General features: G+C 68.5%; 16 protein-coding genes. 5 read left to right on the forward strand and 11 right to left on the reverse strand.

Features of this window, described 5'->3' with window-relative positions; genetic code table 11:
* The first annotated feature begins 62 nt into the window (after window positions 1-62).
* Together ACIBCN_RS09700 and ACIBCN_RS09705 are read left to right on the forward strand one after the other, a co-directional pair.
* Window positions 63-281, forward strand: a complete 219-nt coding sequence (locus ACIBCN_RS09700; protein WP_396991069.1) for a hypothetical protein — start codon at window positions 63-65, stop codon at window positions 279-281.
* Window positions 281-691, forward strand: coding sequence for a type II toxin-antitoxin system VapC family toxin (locus ACIBCN_RS09705; RefSeq protein WP_396991070.1), 411 nt, complete (start codon window positions 281-283; stop codon window positions 689-691). The genes ACIBCN_RS09700 and ACIBCN_RS09705 overlap by 1 nt, the downstream gene beginning before the upstream one ends.
* A gap of 15 nt (window positions 692-706) precedes the next feature.
* Here ACIBCN_RS09705 and ACIBCN_RS09710 read toward each other — a convergent pair whose 3' ends face one another.
* Together ACIBCN_RS09710 and ACIBCN_RS09715 are read right to left on the reverse strand one after the other, a co-directional pair.
* The gene (locus ACIBCN_RS09710; protein WP_396991071.1) at window positions 707-1,717 is read right to left on the reverse strand and encodes a malate dehydrogenase; all 1,011 of its coding nucleotides are present in this window, start codon (window positions 1,715-1,717) and stop codon (window positions 707-709) included.
* Window positions 1,718-1,937: 220 nt separating this feature from the next.
* Window positions 1,938-2,585, reverse strand: a complete 648-nt coding sequence (locus ACIBCN_RS09715; protein WP_396991072.1) for a hypothetical protein — start codon at window positions 2,583-2,585, stop codon at window positions 1,938-1,940.
* A 585-nt stretch (window positions 2,586-3,170) separates the two neighbouring features.
* Between ACIBCN_RS09715 and ACIBCN_RS09720 the strand changes: the two genes are divergently transcribed.
* Window positions 3,171-4,055, forward strand: a complete 885-nt coding sequence (locus ACIBCN_RS09720) for a hypothetical protein (RefSeq protein WP_396991073.1) — start codon at window positions 3,171-3,173, stop codon at window positions 4,053-4,055.
* A 15-nt stretch (window positions 4,056-4,070) separates the two neighbouring features.
* Here the strand turns inward: ACIBCN_RS09720 and hisS are convergent, their stop codons facing one another.
* Window positions 4,071-5,348 (reverse strand): histidine--tRNA ligase, encoded by a 1,278-nt coding sequence (gene hisS, locus ACIBCN_RS09725; protein ID WP_396991074.1) that lies wholly within the window; start codon window positions 5,346-5,348, stop codon window positions 4,071-4,073.
* Window positions 5,349-5,533: 185 nt separating this feature from the next.
* On the opposite strand from hisS, the gene ACIBCN_RS09730 reads away from it, so the two are divergent.
* Together ACIBCN_RS09730 and ACIBCN_RS09735 are read left to right on the forward strand one after the other, a co-directional pair.
* Window positions 5,534-6,412, forward strand: a complete 879-nt coding sequence (locus ACIBCN_RS09730; protein WP_396991075.1) for a peptidylprolyl isomerase — start codon at window positions 5,534-5,536, stop codon at window positions 6,410-6,412.
* Between the two features lie 403 nt (window positions 6,413-6,815).
* Window positions 6,816-7,376 (forward strand): hypothetical protein, encoded by a 561-nt coding sequence (locus tag ACIBCN_RS09735; protein ID WP_396991076.1) that lies wholly within the window; start codon window positions 6,816-6,818, stop codon window positions 7,374-7,376.
* Window positions 7,377-7,446: 70 nt separating this feature from the next.
* Here ACIBCN_RS09735 and ACIBCN_RS09740 read toward each other — a convergent pair whose 3' ends face one another.
* The 8 genes from ACIBCN_RS09740 to ACIBCN_RS09775 all read right to left on the reverse strand — a co-directional run bounded on the left by ACIBCN_RS09740 (window position 7,447) and on the right by ACIBCN_RS09775 (window position 18,010).
* Window positions 7,447-7,833 (reverse strand): DUF4913 domain-containing protein, encoded by a 387-nt coding sequence (locus tag ACIBCN_RS09740; RefSeq protein ID WP_396991077.1) that lies wholly within the window; start codon window positions 7,831-7,833, stop codon window positions 7,447-7,449.
* A 73-nt stretch (window positions 7,834-7,906) separates the two neighbouring features.
* A complete protein-coding gene (locus tag ACIBCN_RS09745; RefSeq protein WP_396991078.1) occupies window positions 7,907-9,742 on the reverse strand; it encodes a type IV secretory system conjugative DNA transfer family protein in 1,836 nt (611 codons plus the stop codon).
* A gap of 38 nt (window positions 9,743-9,780) precedes the next feature.
* Complete coding sequence (locus tag ACIBCN_RS09750) at window positions 9,781-10,422, reverse strand: hypothetical protein (RefSeq protein ID WP_396991079.1); 642 nt, start codon at window positions 10,420-10,422, stop codon at window positions 9,781-9,783.
* Window positions 10,423-10,469: 47 nt separating this feature from the next.
* Window positions 10,470-12,191: a peptidoglycan DD-metalloendopeptidase family protein gene (locus ACIBCN_RS09755; RefSeq protein ID WP_396991080.1), complete on the reverse strand. Its 1,722-nt coding sequence runs from the start codon at window positions 12,189-12,191 to the stop codon at window positions 10,470-10,472.
* Between the two features lie 157 nt (window positions 12,192-12,348).
* On the reverse strand, window positions 12,349-12,657 hold the full coding sequence (locus ACIBCN_RS09760) for a transposase (RefSeq protein WP_396991081.1): 309 nt from the start codon (window positions 12,655-12,657) through the stop codon (window positions 12,349-12,351).
* Window positions 12,658-12,712: 55 nt separating this feature from the next.
* A complete protein-coding gene (locus ACIBCN_RS09765) occupies window positions 12,713-15,037 on the reverse strand; it encodes a hypothetical protein (protein ID WP_396991082.1) in 2,325 nt (774 codons plus the stop codon).
* Window positions 15,038-15,044: 7 nt separating this feature from the next.
* Window positions 15,045-16,535, reverse strand: coding sequence for an SCO6880 family protein (locus tag ACIBCN_RS09770; protein ID WP_396991181.1), 1,491 nt, complete (start codon window positions 16,533-16,535; stop codon window positions 15,045-15,047).
* A 2-nt stretch (window positions 16,536-16,537) separates the two neighbouring features.
* Window positions 16,538-18,010: a hypothetical protein gene (locus tag ACIBCN_RS09775; RefSeq protein WP_396991182.1), complete on the reverse strand. Its 1,473-nt coding sequence runs from the start codon at window positions 18,008-18,010 to the stop codon at window positions 16,538-16,540.
* Window positions 18,011-18,062 lie beyond the last annotated feature (52 nt).

Raw genomic sequence — 18,062 nt, forward strand, 5'->3', positions numbered from 1 at the left:
TCCGTCTAACCGATGAACAAACCGAGGCACTGCGCCGCCGTGCCGAGGCTGAGCATCGGTCGATGCAGCAAGTTGCGTTGGCGGCGATCGATGCTTACGTCACCCAACCGGATCTCCGGCGACGCCGCAGCGCCGTTCCGGTCACCGAACTGCGCGAGATATTCGCTGACCTTCCCTCCGTGGATGCCGCGAAGTTTCGCGCGGATCAGGACCGCTACGTTGACGACGAGGCGCACTTCGATGCCTACCGCCGTGCGCAGAGCAGCGAGGATTCGGAATAATGCCGAGGTACCTGCGCGGTCTCGCTGATACCAACATCCTGATCCATCTCGAGCATCTCGCCATCGACCTCCTCCCGGCCGAATTACTTACCAGCGCAGTGACGCTCGCAGAACTTTCAGCAGGCGTACACCAAACCGATGACGTCGTCGAACGCGGCAATCGGATCGCTCGCCTACAACGGGTCGAAGCTACGTTCGAGCCCTTACCCTTCGATACTGAAGCAGCGCGGCAGTATGGACTGATCGCCGCAGGCGTCGTCGCGGTTGGACGGAAACCGCGGCGACGTGAAGCCGACCTCATGATCGCTGCGGTCGCGGCCGCCCATCGTCTTCCTGTGTTTACCACCAATCCCAGCGACTTCTACGGCACCGAAGGCGTGGTGACGGTGGTGGCCGTGCCAAGGCCCTGAGCGGTTTCCCGGTCGTCAGGCGCGCTTGGCGAAGCCGAGGTCGATGACGGCGTCGCGTTCCTGGGTGAGTTCGGCGACGCTGGCGTCGATGCGGGTGCGGGCGAAGGCATCGATGGGGAGGTTGGGGACGATGGTGTAGTTGCCGTCGGCGCAGGTGACGGGGAACGAGCTGATCAGGCCCTCGGGGACGCCGTAGGAGCCGTCGGACGGGACGGCCATCGAGACCCAGTCGCCGTCGGCGGTGCCGCGGACCCAGTCGTGGATGTGGTCGAGGGCGGCGCTGGCCGCGCTGGCCGCCGAGGAGGCGCCGCGGGCCTGGATGATGGCGGTGCCGCGCTGCTGCACGGTCGGGATGAAGTCGTCGCTGAGCCAGGCCGGGTCGCCGATGCGGTCTAGGGCCGGGCGGCCTTCGATGGTGGCGTGCGCGATGTCCGGGAATTGGGTCGCGGAGTGGTTGCCCCAGATGGCAATTCGCGCGATGTCGGCGGCGGGCGCGCCGGTCTTCTCGGCCAGCTGCGCGATCGCGCGGTTGTGGTCGAGGCGGGTCATCGCGGTGAACCGTTCGGCGGGCACATCGGGCGCGTTGTTCATCGCGATGAAAGCGTTCGTGTTGGCCGGATTCCCGACCACGAGCACCTTCACATCGTCGGCGGCACTCGCGTTGATCGCGGCGCCCTGCTCGGTGAAAATGGTGCCATTGGCGGCCAGCAGATCCGACCGCTCCATCCCCGCCGTGCGCGGCCGCGCGCCCACCAGCACCGCCACGTTCGCCCCCGCAAACCCCACCCACGGGTCATCGCTGATGTCGATGGACTCCAACAACGGAAACGCCCCGTCCTCGAGCTCCATCGCTACGCCCTCCAGCGACGCCACCGCGGCCGGAATCTCCAGCAACCGCAACCGCACCGGCGTATCCGCGCCGAGCATCGCCCCGGACGCGATCCGGAACAGCAGCCCATAGGCGATCTGCCCCGCGCCTCCGGTCACGGCGACGGTCACGGGTGCGGTCCGAGCTGCGGTGTTCACGACAAAACTCCTAGCGGTAGGCGGACTCTCAAATCTCACCCTAACGACTCGCACCGCCCCCGAAACCACACGGTGAGCAACACGACAGTCACCCCCGAACCCCGCCCCGTGCCCAGCACAACGGCCGCGCGCCACGGTCGACCCCGCGCACGAACTAGCCCCGCGCGCACCGAATTGCCAGCGATTACACGCGCAGCGGGCGGCTACGTGCGCGGCAGGGTCAAGTGAGGGCGGCTACTTCGCGGTCGGTAAGTACCACCGGGGAGACGGTGTCCTTGGTGCGGGCCATTTGGACGGCGCGGTAGAGCGGACGTTCGGGGAGACCGGCGTCGCGGGCTTCCGCCCGGAGCTGGTGGATCAGGAGCGCCGAGACGGCTACGGCGGCGGCCAGTTGGCTGGTGGCCAGCGCGTCGGCTAGGCGACGGAGGCCGAGCAGGTGCATTTCCCGCCCGCTACCCGCGTCGGTGTACATAGCCAGGGGAACGATTTGGGAGATCTCGCCCGCGGTGACCCGCAGGACGATCCGGCTGAGGCGGGCGGGAAAGATCAAGACCTCAACGCCGGTGGCCGCGGAGACCTCGACCTGGCGCTCACCGAAGAGCCGGCGAGCGTGGATCATGGTGCCCGCCATCCACATTCGGCGCCGACGCACGGCGACCGCATAACCGACGGTCGGTGCGCCGACAACCAGGCCGATGGCTACCGCGACCGGCCAGCCGACGACGGTCGCGGCCAGCAGCGCGGATCCGATCCCGATACCGGCGGCGGCCAGCGCCAGCCGCCGCAGCATGGGCGCGTACATTTCGGGCGCGACGAGGTCGAGTCCGATGGGTGGGTCCGGGTGCTGCTCACCAGAATTCGACGACACAGGGCCCACCTCTCCGTGACTCCGGCGCCACGTCGTGCGCGCAGTTACGTTACCCCCGCACCCGCGGTCGAGTGCGCCCTTCGGGGACGTTGTCACCGCTTCCGTGTGTCCACACCCAAACTGTGCGAGCGCCGCGCCGCGATTCCTGACCTCATGATCGACGGGACACGGCGACATGTCGCGAGTAACGCCCCCGTTGATCGTGCAGCTCGATCGCTGATGACAACCCGGCGAATAAACGGCGAGAACGGCTCGGGAACGCTTCGGCTCTGCGAGAATTGGCGTCCTCGAATCGAGGTGCGCAATGAGAAGCAGCAGGTCAGCCGCTGGGTTCGCGGTCAGCGTCGCCCTCGGGGCGTGTCTGTTCACGGCGGGCTGCCCGAGCGGCGACCCGGCAACGCCCTCGCATACCGTCGAACCCGCGCCCGCCGGGACGACCGGCGCGCCAACCGTCCCTAGGATCATCCCGCCGACGGCCGCTCCGGTGACCCGTGAGACGACGAAAGGCAAACCGGCCCCGCCTTTTCCGACAACCCCGAAGCCACCGAAGTCCACGACGTCACCTACCGTGCCGACGACCACCCGGTGACGCGGCCGAACATCCCAGCCCCGTCGCTGCTGTCGATCCCCGCCGCGATCGCCTCGCAGGCGGCCGCGGTGACCGCCGTCCTCTACTACTTCGGATGGGCTTACAGCCGAGCGTTTTTCGGCTACTTCGGCGTGGACGTCACCATGCTCAGCTTCTCGACCCAGGACTATGTACTGCGCAGCCTAAATGGCGCTTTCTACCCGGCGACGGTCACCCTGTTCGTGGTCATCGTGCTGATGACCCTACGGCAGCTGCCCGAATGGCACGCGATCCGCAGCCGCCGCCCACGGCGCACGCTGCGCCGGTGGGTCGCGCTCACCGGCATCGTCGGCGCGACGCTGCTCGCGGCGGTTTTGCTGGCGATGCTGCTGTCGTTCGACTTCGGCGGAGCGCGAATCACGCTGCCGCTGCTGCTGATCGCGGGCGCGACGCTGGTCGGCTACGCGGGACTGCTGCGCCGCAAGTATCCGGTGTTGCTGCGTTCCCGCCGCCGAGTCCCTGGCACCACGGCCGGGTTTCAGGCCCAACCGTTAGTGCTGGTCGCCCTCATCGCCCTCAGCTACCTCTGGGCGGTCGGCGCCGCCGCGGACCACCAGGGTCACGGCGACGCGCAACGCGCCGAGGCAGCCCATTTCGTCGACCGTTCCTCGGTCCTGATCTTCAGCACCGAACGACTGGCGATCGAGGGTTCCGGCGCCACCGTCGGCGAGATCACCGCACCGGGCGAGAAGTACCGCTACGTCTACAGCGGCCTGTGGCTACTCGCCAGCACGCCGGACCGGTATTTCCTTATCCCGCAACGGTGGTCGGTGGCACAGGACCGGGTCTTCATCGTTCGCGACAGCGACACCATCCGCATCGATATCGCCCGGAATCCGTAGACCCGGTCCCGCGACCTAGGACGAAACGTCGAGCGCCTCGCGAATCGCGATGACCACCTCGTCGATCGGGATCTGGCGCTGTTCCCCGGTTGCCATATCCTTCACGCCGATCGTCTCCTCGGTAAGATCGCGATCCCCGAGCACCAGGGTGAACTTCGCACCGGACCGGTCGGCCGCCTTCATCGCGCCCTTGACGCCACGCCCGCCGTAGGCCAGATCGACGCTGATCCCCGCCGCCCGCAGCCGCGCGGCGAGCACCACCAGCCGCTGCTTGGCCGCATCGCCGAGCGGCACCCCGAACACCTCGCAGCGCGCGGCCTCGCCCGCCGCCTTGCCTTCGGCCTGCAACGCGAGCACGGTGCGATCGACACCGAGCCCGAATCCGATGCCGGACAACGGTTGTCCGCCGAGCTGCGCCATCAGCCCGTCGTACCGCCCGCCGCCGCCGATGCCCGACTGCGCGCCGAGCCCGTCGTGCACGAACTCGAAGGTGGTCTTGGTGTAGTAGTCGAGCCCGCGGACCATCCGCGGGTTCACCACGTACGGCACGCCGAGCGCGTCCAGGTACCCGAGCACCTGATCGAAGTGCGTCTTCGCGGATTCGGAGAGGTGATCGATCATCAGCGGCGCGTCCGCGGTCATCGCGCGCACCTCGGGCCGCTTGTCGTCGAGCACCCGCAGCGGGTTGAGCTCGGCGCGCCGCTTGGTCTCCTCGTCGAGCGGCAGCCCGAACAGGAACTCCTGCAACAGTTCCCGATACTGCGGACGGCAGGTCTCGTCGCCGAGCGAGGTGAGCTCCAGCCGGAAATCCGTCAGCCCGAGCCCGCGGAAGCCCGCGTCGGCGATCGCGATCACCTCGGCGTCCAGCGCGGGATCGTCCACCCCGATCGCCTCGATGCCGACCTGCTGCAGCTGGCGGTATCGACCGGCCTGAGGGCGCTCGTAACGGAAGAACGGCCCGTTGTAGACCAACTTCACCGGGAGCTGCCCGCGATCGAGTCCGTGCTCGATTACGGCCCGCATCACCCCGGCGGTCCCCTCGGGGCGCAGCGTCACGCTGCGGTCGCCGCGATCGGGGAAGGTGTACATCTCCTTGCTGACCACGTCGGTCGACTCGCCGACGCCGCGGGCGAACAGCCCGGTGTCCTCGAAGACCGGCAGCTCGATATGTCCGTACCCGGCCAGTCGGGCGGCGCGAATGAGTCCGTCGCGCACCGCGACGAATTCGGCCGAGCCGGGCGGGACGTAATCCGGTATCCCCTTCGGGCCGGAAAAGCTGCTGGTCTTGGTCACGATGGTCCAGTTTTCACCACCACGCCCTGTCAAGTCCAACCGGTTACGCCGTTGGCCCGTCGTTGTCCGTTATGCGCGCTTCGGACCGACTGTGAGGCGCACCGCTCTCAGGAAGTGTCGAGCAGTCTCAGGAATAAATGGCAGACTCTCATGCCGTAACAACCGGACACGGGAGGAACGTGGTAGTGCCGAGCAACGAACAGCGGCGAGCAGCGGCGAAACGTAAGTTGGAGCGCCAGCTCGCCAACCGGGCCGAGCGCGCACGCAGGCGCAAGCAACTCACGATCGCCGGGTCGGTGCTCGGTGTTGTCGTTTTGGTCGCGGCGGTCACCGGCGTGTATTTCCTGACCAAGAGCGACGACAGCAGCTCCGACGCCAAGGACACGCCCTCGTCGAGCAGCGCACCGTCCGCGGCGGCACCGCCCGCGGCGGCGGCCAAGCCCGCGATGGTCAACTGCGTCTACAAGGACAGCCAGAAGCCCGCCGACAAGCCGGTGACCAAGCCTGCCAAGGCCGACGGCATCCCCACCACCGGCAACGACGCGAAGGTCAGCGTCAGCATGGAGACCAATCAGGGTCCCATCGGCCTGACCTTGGCCAACGCCGAATCACCATGCACGGTGAACAGTTTCGTCAGCCTGGCGTCGCAGAAATTCTTCGACGGCACCAGCTGCCACCGGATGACCGCGAGCGAGGGCCTGAAGGTGCTGCAGTGCGGTGACCCGACCGCGAGCGGCATGGGCGGGCCGGGCTACGAGTTCGAAAACGAGTACCCGACCGACCAGCTCGACGCCAACGATCCGATGGCCGCCCAGCAGCCGATCGCGTACAAGCGCGGCACGCTCGCCATGGCGAACGCGGGTCCCGGCACCAATGGCAGCCAGTTCTTCATCGTCTACGGCGATTCGCAGCTGCCGCCGAACTACACCATCTTCGGCACCGTCGACGAGAACAGCATGGGCACCCTGGACAAGATCGCGAAGGCGGGCCAGGACAACTCCAACGGCCCCGGCGACGGCAAGCCGAGCCAGCCGGTCGACATCCAGTCGGTGCGCATCGACTAGCGATCCGCGAAACGCGTTCGGGCCCCGCGCCGATTTGTCGGTCCGGGGCCCGACACGTGTCGTGATGGTGAAGGGCACCCTAATAGTCCGGTAAGGGTTGGCTTAGACCGGAGATCCTCCGGCGAGTTACCAAGCCTGTCGGAATTGTGCGATATATGCTGATAAGCGGCACGGCCGTACGGTTGCGGCAGTGCTTTCTCGGGTAACCTCGAAACACGGAGTTCGCGTAGCGTGGCAACCCCTCCAACGGGCGACCCCCGAGCAAGGGAAATGCGGCGACACGAGTTCTCCCGGTGTCCACGTTTGCAGCCGGGGCATCGTCGGACGGACTACAGTCCCCTGGCGGTGTCCAGACGAAGCACCACAACATCCATAGTGATCACTGCAGCATCGGGGAGCAGCCATGTCCGAGGAACTGGACGACATCGGCCGCGAGACAGCGGCCATGATGAGGACTATGTTGCAGCTTGCGACCCTGGTCGCACTGCGGACCCGCGAGCGTGGTCAAAAGGAAGCCGAAGCGCGCGTCAAGGTCACCGAAGCTCGCATGAAAGAGGCCCGCGAGATGCAAATCCGCGAGGCCCGCGACTCGAAGGCCAAGGACCCACGCAACACCGAACTCGCCCGGATGATCGAGAAGCCGATCCCGGAACGTGGTGTGTCGCTGGAGAAGGACCGCTTCACGGCGCAAGCCGAAGCGACCCGCATGGCGGGCATCGCCGCCGCGGCGCACGCCAAACCCAAGGTGCTGGAGTACGACTCCCCCGAACGCCGCATGGCGATCGCCGCGCATCTGGCGAAGATGGGTGTCGCACCGGAACTCGCCGCGGTCCGCATGTTGATCGAGGTAGGCCAGGGCCAGCCACCGATCGAGGCGGTGCGCACCCGTCCCGAGGAGGCGCCCGCGGTCACCAGGGCCAAGGAGCAGGACGACCGTTCCCGCGGTCTGGAGCGCACCCGCTAGTCCGCACTACAACGTAACGAGCCGAGGTGCTTACGGAGCATGCTGTCCCGTAAGCACCTTCCGCTTTATCTCACCGGCGGAAATCGCCCATGGTCGGATCACCGAACATCCCGTGCTGCGGCGACTTCAACGGCAACGGGCTCAACATGTCCTTGTGCCCGTTGCGCACGCTGCAGTATTTGAACGGCCCCTTGGGATCGAACAGCTTGGCCATGTGCGGATCGGCGTGATCGAGGAACCACACGCTCAATCCCGTTGCACCGTTGAGCCGGAAGTACTCCCACGCTCGCCACATCGCGTCCAAGCGAGCGACCGCCTCGGCGTGCTGAAACCACTCCGGGCACCATACGGTGTCGCTGAGGTCGGTGACCTGACGCCGATAAACCAGGCTCAGATAGTTCTCGACGAACTCCACCACGCTCGCGTAGATCATGGGTTGCTGCTGCTGTTCGGTCACGACTTCGCCTCGCTACCGCTCGTCATGGTCGCGACAGACGGCCCGGCACCCGCGGCTCGCTCGCTGGGCTTGGTCACAGTGGCCTGACCTCCTCGATCTGCCCGTACTCCGCTGGCTGTGTGCCCTTGCTCAGCGAGGGTGTGCCGGGAATCAGGTCACCGATTTCCGTCTTGCGCTGCGGATCATGGTGCGAGATGGACTTCGTCACCTCGGCAGCGTACTCGCCCTCCCACCAGGGAACGGTGCGAACCAGCACCGGCGGCGCGCCGGACGGGAAAACGATCACCCGCCCGCGCGGCAACTGCGCGAGACCCTGCACGCTGAAGGTCTTCGACGAGCCGAGCGAACGCGAATAGCTCTTGCCGCCTGAGGATTCCGACACCGACGCCGAGACGACCTCGTAGTCGCCGATCGCCTCGGAACGCTCGCGCAGGAAGTTCGTGTCGTCAACCCCACTGCCGAGCACCTTGATGTTCGCGGCGGCCCACAGCGCGTTCATGCCCGGCTCGCCCCAGCAGCGCACGCCCTGCGCCCACGACTGCAGCACGGTCATCACGACGATGCCCCGCGAGCCGAAGTGGCTGTACTGCTTGGGCAGATCCTTCCAGCGCACCACGTTCGCCGCCTCGTCGAGCACGGCGAGCAGCGGGATGGGCAGCCGCCCGCCGAGCGACTGCGACGCCTTGCGCATCGCCACATCGATCACGGCCTCGGTCAGCGCGCTCACCAGCGGCGCCGCCGAGCCGCGGCCTTCCAGCGACAGGCTGTAGAGGGTGCCGTTGCGCTCGATGAATTCCAACTCGTCGAACTCCCGGCGATCGCCGCCGCGGGTGATCCACGGGTGCACATTCGACAGCTTGAGGCAGCGGATCATCTTCTTGGCCGTCCCGAAAATGCCGCTGCGCGTGCGCTGATCCGCGTTGTACTGGGACGCGAGGCCCGACGCCGTGTAGTGATGCCTGGCCGCGCGCAACAACAGGAGCGGCTCGGTGTCACCGGGATTGGTCACCCATTCCCACACCTGCACGATCGGCCTGCTGCCGTTCTGGTCGCCGACGGCCGCCGCCAAGAACAGCCCGGCCAGCAGATCCTCGGCCTCCGGGTCGAAGAAGGCGTCGGTCTTCGCGTCGGAACCATCGTCGCCGTCGGCGAAATGGCCGGCCAGTCGCGCCGCCCGCATCTCGCAACCCTCGCGGCGGGCATCGACCCAGGCCAGCGGATCCCAGAACCAGCTCGTCTCCTCACCGGCGACCCCCTGCGGGTCGAAGACGAACGTCGGACTTCCCTTGGCTTCCCGCACATCCCGGGTCGCGTCCACCACGTCGCGCTTGTTCGAGGTGGCCAGCACCGGGCCGATCGCGGTGAGGATGGCCGGGATCACCCGGGAGGTCGACTTGCCCTGGCGCGGACCCCAGATGTCGAGATGCAGGTCTTCGTAAGAGCCGTACAGCATCTCGCCGTCGGCGATGCCGATGCCGATCGGCACGCCGGGCACATCCTCGCTACCGAGCCGCACCCCTAGCTGAGTGGCCTTCTCCCGCACACCCTTCGCGGTGAGGTGGGCGATGGCATCGCCCTGGCCCATCACATCGGCCTTGTCGTCGACCGGCAGCCTGCCCACCGACTTGCGCTTCTTCAGCCGCTTGCGGATGACCACCCAGGCCACCAGCGCCAGGACCACCAGCAGCACGATCACCGTCGACGCGCGCGGCCACTGCAGTTTGCCCTTGACCAGATCCGCGACGATGGCGATCGGGTTGATCGGGATGGACTGCGGGGTCACCGCGAGCATGTTGCCGAGATGCAGCGCGACCCAGAGCGTGGCCACCACCGCGATGCCGGCGTACAGCAGGATCATGGTCGTGTCCGGTCCGATCGCGGCCGGATCCTTCACCACCTTCTTCGCCATGTCTGCCTCCTACTTTCGGTACGGAAATGTCTTGGTGTTCAGCGGAACGCGTCGAGCCGCCAGCCGTCGGGCGTGCGCACCACGGTGGCGATGACCGTCGCGGGCGGCAGCGGCTCCTTGCGGCCGTTCGGGTAGACGACGGTCTGCTCGATCCCGATCTTGAACTGCTGCATGTTCGGATCGCCGCCGCCGGGCGCTTTTTCGCCGGAGGCGAAGGTGAACGCTTCGACGTTCGCCTTCGCGGCGGCCCAATCCGCCCACTGCAGCGTCGTCTTCGGCGCCTCCAGCCCGGTCGGCGAGCCGTCCAGCATGCGAACCAGGCTGGGGCCCAACCACTTCCGAGCACGCGCCAGCGACGCACCCTGGGTTTCGGTGGCGGGCTGCCAGGTGTAGATCTCCTTCAGCGCGGCCACCGCGACACCGTCGGGCGTGACCGGATCGGGTGCGGGCACGCCCTCGAGCATCCGGGTCGTTGACGTGGCCGGGTGCGCCCCACCGGATCCCGCGTCCTCGCGGTCTCCGCGACCGCAGGCCGCGCCCAGCATCGCGACGCTCACCACCAGCATCACCACCAGTTTCGCGCGTACCTGTGCATTCGAGGTGCGGCGCGCTCCGGGCCCGGCGTGGTTACCGCCGCCGGGCCCGTCGTTCGCGCCGCCGTCTTTCCAGGCTAACCGCACGGACCGACAGTTCGGCGGTCTCGGCGGAGCGTGTTCGGATCGGGGCCTCACATCACCCTCCTCGCCCGGCTGTCTCCCGGCACTTGCACCTCACCGACCCCACCGCCACCACGCGTGCCCGGCACGGCCTGGATCATCCGCCCGTTGCCGGAGTAGATGCCGACCTGCGCGGGCCCGCGCGGACCGAACGCGCTGAACACCAGATCCCCCTCCTGAATCTTGCCCATCGGCACCTCGACACCGGCCTCCCACTGTTGTTCGGCGGTGCGCGGCAAGGTCACCGAGCCGGACGAGGCGGCGAACACCGCGGCCGATGTCAGGCCCGGCCCGTCCATGCCGCCGCCACTCGGCCCCTGCGGGCCGCCGCCACCCCACACGTAGGGCTGTCCGAGCCAATCGTGCGCGGCCTCGACGATCTGTTTTCCGCCGCCGCCCTCCTTCGGGTCGAACCGGCCGAGTGCGCCGGGCGCGCGGAACTGCGCCTCCATCGCGAGGATGTTCGCCACGTAGGGCTGGGTCTCGGACAGGTGCGCCGCCACCTGATTCGGCATGCCGCCGGACGCGAGCACCGCGCCCTCACCGGCGTTGTAGGCGGCCAGGGTCAACGCGGTCACGTCGCCGCGCACCTTGCCCTCGGCCTCCCACTGCACGATCTTGTGCGCGATGGCGCACATGTAGCGGCCCTGCCCCACGATCGCGTCGCCGTCGTCCCACAGGCTGGCGGTGCCGTTGCCGTCGGCGTCGAGCACGTAGGGCTGGCCGTCATCCGGGTCCACGCTGACCGCGGTGCTCGGCAGGAACTGCGCCAGGCCCTGCGCGCCCGCGGGCGAGGTGGCGCCGCGGCGGAAGCCGGATTCCTGCTTGCCCTGCGCGGCGAGCAGCGAGGGGGTGACCTGCGGGCAGAGCGAACCCGCACGGCGATACCAGATTTCGAGCTCCGGCGGCACCTTGCCCGCGGCCAGCGCACCACCCGCGCTGCCGAAGCCACGGCTGCACCTCGGGTCGTTGGAAAAGGCTTGCGCGCCACCGACATCCGGGGTCGGCGCACCGTCGAGCCAAGGCAGCGGATCGATCTGCCGCCCGCCGGTGAACCGGCCGCCGGGGACGATCTCGAAATGCAGGTGCGGGCCGCTGGATTCGCCCGCCGAGCCGACCTGCGCGATGGGCTGGCCCGCGGTCACCGTATCGCCGACGTGCACGTGCACACCGGTGTCCCACATGTGGCCGTAGACGGCGGAGTACGCGCGGCCGTTGGTGTCCACCGAGTCGATGACGACCCAGTTGCCGAAACCCGATGCGGGACCGGCGGCGACGACCCGGCCGTCGGAAACCGAGTAGATGGTGGTGCCGTCGGCGGCGGCGAGGTCGACGCCGAGGTGCGTGCCACCGCGCGCGCCGAAGACATCCGACACCGTGAAGGTGCCCGCGGCCAGCGGCATGGTGCGACGGATCGGTCCGGCGCCCCCGGCCAGCGACGGCGCACCGGCACCGGTCGGATTCGCCTGCGGCCCCGACGGTGCCGCCCCGGCGGCCGGACTCGCCTGAGTGCCGAACGGATACTCGGTCGGCGGATTTGCTGATGTCCCCGACGGAGTCGCGCGCGGATCACCCGGCGGATACCCCCCCAGCGGCGGCAAGTTCGACTGCGTACCGAGCAACCCCGCCCCCTCACAAGGGTCATCGACCGACGGCAACACGATCACCACCACCAGCGTCATCAGCGCGAGTACCGCACCGAGCGCTCCCCACAGCAGCGCCTTCCCGGTCACCGCTGCCCCGCCGCCCCCGTACCGCACACCCGACCAAAGGCGCCCTTCAGTCGGTCAGACCGACCCAAGGCGCCCGTCGCCCGGACCGGCCGCGGCGACCGAAGGGCACCCTCGGTCCGGTAGACGGGGTGCAGGGGGCCTTCGGTCGGGTCGGGGGTCACTGGCCGCGCCGGGATTGGTTGAGGGTGTCGGCGAGGGTGCGGTTCATTTCGGCGGCGGCGGCCAATTGTTGTTGCAGGAGGGCTACTTTGCGGCGTAGGGCGGAGGCATCCATTCGCTCCAGGCTTGGGCCTTCGGCCGCGCGCACCCAGTTGCGGACCGAGTTCGTGTGCACGCCGATCTGTTCGGCGACCACCCGGCAGGCCTCCGACTCACTGCTCATCTGCGCGGCGAGCGCGACGACCTGCTGGACGGCGGCCTGGCGCACCTCCGGCGACACCCGGCGGTAGGAGCGGTGCGGCATCATCCGACACACCTCCCGATGCGGCGGTCCATCGATAACCCGCGTCTGGGCTGATCTCTCATGCGGCGCTCCCGCTCGGCGAATCCGTCCCTCGGGCAGTCGATTCGGTGAACTCGCTGAACCTCTGGTTGGTGTCGTGAATGCCGCTCTCCTTCTCGGTGAGCGTGAACTCCATGTGGAACGGAATGCCCGGCCTGCGATCCTCACCGATCTTCAGCAGGAACTTGCCGGTGCCCGGCGGCGACGGGCGCTGCTGACCCGGCTTGAGTGCCTCACCGGTCAGTGCCTGCGGCGCGGACCAGCCGGTCACCATCTGTTCCTCGGCGGAGGTGAACGGCACAATGCTGTCGAGCCGCTTGACCTCCTCGCCGGGCAACGCACCGAAGATCTTGGCGCGCGCGCGTTCCAGGAAGCCGAGCGCCTTCGCGATGGCGGCTTCGGAACCGAGAGCCTGCAAGTCCTTGATCGTGTGGCTGATCATGATCAGCGAGGTGGCGATACCGCGCTGCAGACGCGTCAGTTCGTCGACGCGGTCGATCATGAAATCGCCGAGGCCGAGCACCTGCCACAACTCGTCCATCACCACCTGGAAGTAGCGCTGCGGCCCGAGGTCGGCGTCGGACAGCACGTGCGCGGCCTCGACCGAGGCGAACCCGTCGGCCCAGCAGGCAAGCATCACCGCGGCTTTGAGCTTCTTGTCGCCGGACGGGATGTGCGACACGTCGATGCAGACCGCGACCGCGCTGGTGTCGATCGGCACCGAGGTCTGCCCGTTGAAGATCGCGCCGAACGGGCCCTGGGTGAGCGCGCGCAGCGAGCGACGCAGGTTCTTGATCGCGTTGTTGTACTCGTCGGCGTCGTCAGCGCCCGCGTCGAGCATCAATTCCTCACCGCCCGCGACGATCACCTCGAGCAGGTTCTCCATGATCGGCGGCTGGTCCGGGGTGTAGCCGCTGCCCGGCTGGTAGAGGATGCGCAGCGAGGTGGCGATGAGCGTCTCCTCGTAGTCGCGCACCCGGGCGCCACGGACCAGCTCGACCAGACCCGCGATCAGCGTTACCTGACGCGCCCGCAGGTCTTGCAGCACCTGAATCTGCAGCGCGGGATGGTCATCCAGGCGCGGCACCACCGCGCCGAGCACACCTGCGGCGAGCGGGTTGAGCTTGCCGTGGCCGTAGCCGAGATCGATCACCTGGCCGCCGACCAGCTCCACCATCTTGCGATAGTCCGGCTTGACGTCGGCCAGGATGAGCGGCGTGATGCCCTGGGCGATGCCGCCGAGCACGATCCGGCGCACCAGCGACGACTTACCGAAACCGTTGAGGCCGAGCACGAAAAGGCTCGGCGCGGTGATGAAGCTGCCCCGCATGAACCAGTTCATCGGATCGAAGCAGACCGGCGCACCGGTGTGCAGATGCGAGCCGAGCGGGGTGCCGATGAGCGGCGCACCGGCACCGACCGACCACGGCCACAGGCCGGCGACCTGCGCTGTGGTGGCGCGGTATTCGACGGGACGGCCGACCACGTTCATCCGGCCGCCGCCCTCCCCCGCATAGCCACGATCGGTGAGTTGTGCGGTGCTGCGGTCGAATCCGTCCTCGAAGACCTGTTCGGCGCGCGCGGCGTAGTTGCGGCGGCGGATGTCGTCGGTGCGAATCCGGAACTGCGCGAACGCCGCCCGGAGGCCGGTCTGCTCGCGGACGATCATCTCCAGCTTGGCCCGGGTCGGCTCGTCGAGCAGCGCCGGGCCGGAGGTCTTGCGCCGGTCGGCCTTCGCCTTCGCACGCAGGGCCGCCTTGTCCATCACCGGCGTGCCCATGGCGCGGTCGGCGGTGTAGTCGGTCCTGGTGGGGCGCTGCGCGTTACGACCGGCACGCGCACCGTTGCGGTCCTGCACGCCGCGCTCCGGCTTGCCGTTGCGGGCCGTGCGCCCGGCCCGCGGATCCTGCGATCGCGACGGACGCTCACCACGCGCAGGCCGCTCACCGTCGCGCGCCCGTGCCGTCCTGGCCGCGTCCCCGCGGGCCCGGTCCGAACTGCGCTCGCCCCGGCCGTTTTCGGCGCGTGACCGTTCGGCACGTGACCCGTCGGCGCGGGCGCTCTCGGACCGCGCCCGGCGCTCGGCCGCCTCCCGCGCGCGGTCCCGCTCCGTCGCCTCGTCCAGTCCCGTACGGTCATCGCCGCTCATTCGCGCCGCGCCCCTGCCGAATCGCCGTGCGCGGTCGGGCATCTCCTCGATACCGGAGCGTTCGCGCACGCGACGACCGCGCTCGGCCGCCGGGCGCTCGCCCCATTCGTCCCGCTCGGCCTCGTCGCGCCGCCTGCCGCGCCGAGCCGGGGGCTCGTCGCGGTCCCGTACGGGTGGCTCGTTGTCACGTGCCATGTATCACTCACCCCGCCAGTGCCTTCGGAATAGTCGCGTGCTCCGGCAGGATCACCCCGCAACCGAGCGAGGCCGCGAAGGCCGCCGCCTGGTAGCGGTAACACCGCCGAATCTTCAACCGCGCCTGCGTGGACAGGTCGCGGGTGATGGCTTCGATACGCGGCAGGTCGCCGCGCAGGGGCTCGGTGATGGTCACCAACGCCCCGAAGCGGGTCACACCGTGACCCCTGGCCTGCTCCTCACGGGCCTGCTGGGTGGCGCCCACCCGCAGGGTCGCCGCCGCGGAAACCACGCCACGCTCGCTCTGCTGGGCCACCAGCGCGTTCTTGAAGTCGTCGTCGACGATCTCGGCCGCGTCGGCGGCCGAATGCGGCCGGTACACGATGGCGATGCGCTTGCGTGGCACTTCGGGATTGGGCGCGAGCAGGCGTTGCAGCACCCGCTCGTCCACCGCGCCCTCGGGGGCGGCGTCCATCTCCCAGGTGACCGAGCGGCCGCCGTCGTGCACGAAGTGATCCCACTTCTCGTCGTGCGACACCGGGCCCGCATCGGCCCAATCCAGGCCGTGGCCATCGGGTTCGCTGGACGCGACTTCCAGGTCGGCCTGCGAGGCCGGATCGTAACTGCGCCGGATGAACGAGATGACCTCGTCCGCCGACATCGGCTGGGCGCGCACGCCCGCCTCGGCCAGCGCCGCGCAGATGCCGGGCAGCCTGCGGCCGATCTCGACCGCCTCCTCGGCGGGGTTCTTGCGGCGCTCGGCGGTGGTGGCCTTGAAGGTGATCGCCACCCGCGGCAGCAGCTGCACCCGCTCCTGCGGCAGCTCGGTGGCGAGCTCGTACATCACCTGCTGCGCCAGCTCCGGCGCATCCGGCCGGGTGATCGTGGAAACCTCGGTGAGCAAACGGTTTCCGGTCTCCGGCACGGTGTCGATGACCGGGACGACCGCGACGATGTCACTGGTCTGGCCCACCGAGGCGAGGAAGGTGCCCCACGCCGATACCCAGCGATCGATCACCGGCTGATCCACCGCCTCGTGGCCCTGCGGCCAAGCCCGCAGCACCACCGTGTACTGGGCGAACTGCGGCAGGTGGATCATGCCGAAGCTGTACCCGCCCGCGTCGATGCCCTCGTAGAGCTTCGACGGCGCGAGCAGACCCGGCAGGCGGGTGACCCCGCCCGGTATCCGGGAGAACCGGCCGCCCCGGTACACGTGCTCGCCGTTCTTGCGCGAGCGCATCCAGTTGAACATCATCAATCCCGTCTCGTAGCCCGATCGGCCGCCCGTCCGCCACACCAGTGGAACCATGATCACGACGCCGGTGACGCCGACGATCAGACCCCATTTGAAGCCGCCGACCATCGCCGTGATCAGCGCGGTGATCACCACCACGAAGCCGATCACGGTCTCTTCCCAGCGCAGCCCGAAAAGGCCTGCGCTGCGGGGCTTTTGCCACAGCCCGTACGAGCGACGCTCGTAGGTATCGTTCGTCGTCATCGTCATCGCGGAATGGTGCTCCTCCCGAGGTCGGGCGAGCGATTCGCCCAACGGTCACCGGCCACATCACCCATTGCCTGGTCCGCACGGTTCAGGCTGCTCGTCGCGGCGCGGGCCGCGCCGATCCGGCCCGCCGCCCGTGCCGCACCGGACGGTACTCCCGCCGCGCCGCCGGGCCCGGAGGCGCGCGGTGCCGCACCACCGGCCGGTCCGCCGCCACCGCGCGGCGGGGTCGGGCGTGGTGCGCCGCCGCCGCGTCCGCCCGCGCCACCCGGCGGACGCGGACCCGCGCCGCTGCCGCCGACGTAGCCCGGCGCGCCCGACGCCGCGGTGCCTTTGACGCCAACTGCCTTGGTGCCCATGGCGCCAAGGCCCGCAACGGCGAGCAGGGTACCGCCGGTCGCGGTGAGACCGGAACCGCCGCTGCCGACGATCGCGACCGCGGGCGTGACCAACCGCATCAGCGCGGGCAGCACGAACGCGACGCTGCACAGCAGCACGATCGCGACCAGCATGCGTTGCGCCTGTTCACCATCCGGCAGGCCGTTGGTGCTGGTCAGCGAATCCACATGGCCCGCAGTGGTGAACGCGATCATGTAGACGATCGCGGCCACCGGTTTCCACAGCATGAACGCGATGATCCAGCCGATCAGCTTCTGATAGGACTGTTTTCCGATGTTCATCCCGGACGCGGCCGCCGCCAGCGGCAGCACACCGGCCGCGATGATCAGCAGCCCCTGCCGGACGATGGCGAGCACGATCTGCGCGAGCGCGCCGAGCAGCCCGACGATCGCGATGATCAACACCAGGCCCGGCGAAAATGCCTGCAGCTTACTGGTTTTCACCATCAGCTCGGCCAGGTCCTTGGCGTTGCCGTTGGTCGAGTCGTTGATGATCCACTCCGAGAAGCGATCCGAGGCCTGGGTGCCCGCGACGATCACCGCGCCGAGCATCCAGGAACTGAACACCACTCTGGCGAACATGCGGAACGATTCGGCGGCCTCGTTCATCGTGGCCCCGCGTCTGGCTTCGGCCAAGCGGGCGCCGGACAGGATCACCGAGGCTATCAAGAGCAATATCTGCGCCTGATAGGTGTAATCGTTGATCTTCGTGAACAGCGAACCCGAGTCGCTGGCCGCCTCGTTGGGCACCTTCATCCAGAAGGTCAGCGCCAGGATGATGGCCTCGCCGAGGCCGTTCATCAGCGAGTCGACCACCTTGCCGAAGGTCGAGTCCCACGCCTTGTCCTTGACCGCGGTGGCCGCCTGACCCGGATGCGAAGCGGCATTGCCCGCCTTGCACGCGGCGGAGGCGGCGTCGCCGAGGGAGATGCCGGGCAGGCCGACATTGTCGAGCGTGTCGTGGATCTCGTTGCACGTCTCGTCGAAGCCGTACTGCTGTCCATAGGCGATGGTCGGCGTCGCCATCATCACCGTGAAGATGACCGCGAAGATCGTGAGTAGTCGCCTCACCATTGTCTGCACCCCTCGCTGCTCCGCAGGTCGGCCATCAAGTTCTCGTCGTGCC

The sequence above is a fragment of the Nocardia sp. NPDC051052 genome, from assembly GCF_044456045.1.
GTDB lineage: Bacteria > Actinomycetota > Actinomycetes > Mycobacteriales > Mycobacteriaceae > Nocardia.

Excerpts from the sequence above, each read along its gene's own strand:
- ACIBCN_RS09735 (WP_396991076.1), top strand. The coding sequence starts at position 6,816 with ATGTCCGAGGAACTGGACGACATCGGCCGCGAGACAGCGGCCATGATG.
- ACIBCN_RS09705 (WP_396991070.1), top strand. The coding sequence starts at position 281 with ATGCCGAGGTACCTGCGCGGTCTCGCTGATACCAACATCCTGATCCAT.
- ACIBCN_RS09745 (WP_396991078.1), bottom strand. The coding sequence starts at position 9,742 with ATGGCGAAGAAGGTGGTGAAGGATCCGGCCGCGATCGGACCGGACACG.
- ACIBCN_RS09775 (WP_396991182.1), bottom strand. The coding sequence starts at position 18,010 with ATGGTGAGGCGACTACTCACGATCTTCGCGGTCATCTTCACGGTGATG.
- ACIBCN_RS09765 (WP_396991082.1), bottom strand. The coding sequence starts at position 15,037 with ATGGCACGTGACAACGAGCCACCCGTACGGGACCGCGACGAGCCCCCG.
- ACIBCN_RS09770 (WP_396991181.1), bottom strand. The coding sequence starts at position 16,535 with ATGACGACGAACGATACCTACGAGCGTCGCTCGTACGGGCTGTGGCAA.
- ACIBCN_RS09760 (WP_396991081.1), bottom strand. The coding sequence starts at position 12,657 with ATGATGCCGCACCGCTCCTACCGCCGGGTGTCGCCGGAGGTGCGCCAG.
- ACIBCN_RS09700 (WP_396991069.1), top strand. The coding sequence starts at position 63 with ATGCAGCAAGTTGCGTTGGCGGCGATCGATGCTTACGTCACCCAACCG.